At 58.1% G+C, this 2,706-nt stretch carries 4 protein-coding genes; all 4 read right to left on the reverse strand.

Annotated features, from left to right (window positions below):
* Positions 1–204: hypothetical protein (locus PROAA_RS05780; RefSeq protein WP_222102124.1), on the reverse strand; the 204-nt coding region annotated here is incomplete at its 3' end.
* Between the two features lie 353 nt (positions 205–557).
* Positions 558–2,021, reverse strand: coding sequence for an ammonium transporter (locus PROAA_RS05785; RefSeq protein ID WP_186410433.1), 1,464 nt, complete (start codon positions 2,019–2,021; stop codon positions 558–560).
* A 10-nt stretch (positions 2,022–2,031) separates the two neighbouring features.
* Positions 2,032–2,370, reverse strand: coding sequence for a P-II family nitrogen regulator (gene glnK / locus PROAA_RS05790; protein ID WP_186410434.1), 339 nt, complete (start codon positions 2,368–2,370; stop codon positions 2,032–2,034).
* A 51-nt stretch (positions 2,371–2,421) separates the two neighbouring features.
* The coding region (locus PROAA_RS05795; RefSeq protein WP_342669210.1) for a TorF family putative porin at positions 2,422–2,706 on the reverse strand (285 nt) is incomplete at its 5' end.

A 2,706-nucleotide genomic window follows, 5' to 3' on the forward strand; every position in this document is an offset into this window, starting at 1 on the left:
CTCAGGCAGATGCTCACGCATGATGCGGTCTTCTTCGATATTGACCAGTGTCAGGCCGATGTTGTCGGCCGCAGTCGCCCACTTGCCCGCGTCATCGACAATCTGTCCGGTGACAACCTCGCCGAGTCCGCTCGCCGACAAGGCGCGCTTTTTCAGGTGGGTATTGACTTCGTCAGCAAGAAACTTGATCGCAATGTCCAGCATCGCTGCTCCAGTTCGTCCTGATCCGAATGGCGTTCTCGTTCATTGTCGAGTCACTTGCAGCCCTTGGCTGTGTACCTGGTTGGTGTGCAAAGTGAAGCGCCGCCGCGTGTTGAACTCATTACCTGACAGCATGGTTGGATCGGAGTTCCCGGAGGCCATACTCGAATACATTTTCGGGCGATGCTACCCGAAGCGATTTGATCACGCAATGCTGAGCGGTTTGAAAGACTGCTCGTCGTGCCGACCATCGATTCACCAGTTTTTCTTGATGGTCCGAGTTGGATTTGGTTGCAGAAGCCACATAAAAAAGGGCGCCACAAGGGCGCCCAAAGGAGGTTGTCTGCGAAAAGATATCAGATGTGGTAAGCCGACTCGCCATGCGAAGTGATGTCCAGACCTTCGCGCTCTTCTTCTTCCGGCACACGCAGACCGATGAACATGTCGACCACCTTGAAGGCGACCAACGAAACCAGGCCGGACCACACGACTGTCGTACCCACGCCCCACAACTGGTTGATTACCTGGGCGCCCATGTCGTAATCGCCAACCGCATTGGCCACGTAGTCATAGACACCGGTACCGCCGAGCGAAGGGGCACAGAAAACACCCGTTAGGATGGCGCCGAGTATGCCGCCGACACCATGCACGCCGAACACGTCGAGCGAGTCGTCGGCCCCAAGCATCCTCTTCAGGCCATTGACGCCCCACAGGCAGACGATGCCAGCCAGCAGGCCAATGATGATGGCGCCCATGACACCGACAAAACCGGCCGCCGGGGTGATCGCCACCAGACCGGCTACCGCGCCGGAAGCTGCACCCAGCATCGAAGGCTTGCCCTTGATCAGCCATTCAGCCAGCATCCAGGACATGGCCGCACAAGCCGTGGCAACCCAGGTATTGACCATCGCCAGGGCCGAGCCGCCCGATGCTTCCAGAGCGGATCCGGCGTTGAAACCGAACCAGCCAAACCACAGAAGTGAGGCGCCGATCATGGTGAAGGTCAGACTGTGCGGGGCCATCGATTCCTTGCCGTAACCGACCCGTTTGCCGATCATGAAGGCGCCTACCAGCCCGGCGACAGCCGCATTGATATGCACCACGGTGCCGCCGGCAAAGTCGAGCGCGCCTTTCTGGAACAGGAAGCCTGCCGTCTTGCCCGCGGCCTCTGCCGCCGCTGCGTCGATATACGCGTCCGGACCTGCCCAATACCACACCATATGCGCCATCGGCAGGTAGGAGAAGGTGAACCAGATGAGCATGAAGACCAGGATGGCGGAGAACTTGGCACGCTCGGCGAACGCACCGACGATCAGTCCGCAGGTGATTGCCGCGAAGGCGCCCTGGAAAATCACGAAGGTGAGTTCCGAGATATAGACCCCCTTGCTGAAGGTGGCTCCCAACGATTCGGGCGTGACGCCCTTCAGGAACAGCTTGTCAAGCGTCCCAAAGAAGCTGCCACCCTCGGTAAAGGCCATCGAGTAGCCATAGACTACCCAGAGGACGCTGATCATCGAGAAGGTGACAAAGACCTGCATCAGCACCGATAGCATGTTCTTGGAACGGACCAGTCCGCCGTAGAACAATGCCAGGCCCGGGATCGACATCAGGATCACCAGCGCCGCACAGACCATGATCCAGGCGTTGTCCGCCTTGTTCATCGCGAATGCTGGTGCGGCAGGAGCTTCTGCTGCGGCCGCTGAAGTTGGCGTGGCCATGGCCGTGGCTGGCGGCGCGTCTGCCGCTTTTTCGTCTGCCCATGCCGGTGCGGTGCAGGTCACGGCACCAAACAGAGCGAGTATGACTAAGAGGTTTTTCATGATGCGCTCCTCACAGGGCTTCCTCACCGGTTTCGCCGGTGCGGATGCGGATGACCTGTTCAAGGTCGAAAACAAAAATTTTGCCGTCGCCGATCTTTCCGGTGCCGGCGGATTTTTCGATGGCTTCGATCACCTGGTCCAGCATCGAATCCTGAATCGCGGCATCGACTTTGACTTTCGGCAGAAAATCGACGACATACTCGGCGCCACGATAAAGCTCGGTGTGACCTTTCTGACGACCGAAGCCCTTGACCTCGGTGACCGTGATGCCCTGTACGCCGATGACGGAAAGCGCTTCACGCACTTCGTCAAGCTTGAAGGGCTTGATGATTGCGGTAACCATTTTCATGATGTGCTCCAATTCTGGGGAGGGTGACACCTCCCCGGTTACAAAAAGATGTCAGAATGACTTGCTGACCGAAACGATGGCGATGCCGTTACCCGCGTCCTTGGTGTGCGAGCTGGTCTGAAGCGTACCGTTGCTGTCGGAAAGCGAACTATAGAAACAATAGGGTTGATAGGTTGACGCGCCAGAGCATTTGCCCGAGGCATTGGTGTCGACATAGGAAAGCGCCACCACCCATCCGGAAATGTCCTTGGTTACGCCGATTTTCCAGTCCGTGTAGTCGCCGTTGTGAACGTTCTTCAAGTTGAGCGTTCCGACGTGGCCGTTGACGCCCCAGCC

It is taken from the genome of Candidatus Propionivibrio aalborgensis (assembly GCF_900089945.1).
GTDB lineage: Bacteria > Pseudomonadota > Gammaproteobacteria > Burkholderiales > Rhodocyclaceae > Propionivibrio > Propionivibrio aalborgensis.

Excerpts from the sequence above, each read along its gene's own strand:
- PROAA_RS05785 (WP_186410433.1), bottom strand. The coding sequence starts at position 2,021 with ATGAAAAACCTCTTAGTCATACTCGCTCTGTTTGGTGCCGTGACCTGC.
- glnK (WP_186410434.1), bottom strand. The coding sequence starts at position 2,370 with ATGAAAATGGTTACCGCAATCATCAAGCCCTTCAAGCTTGACGAAGTG.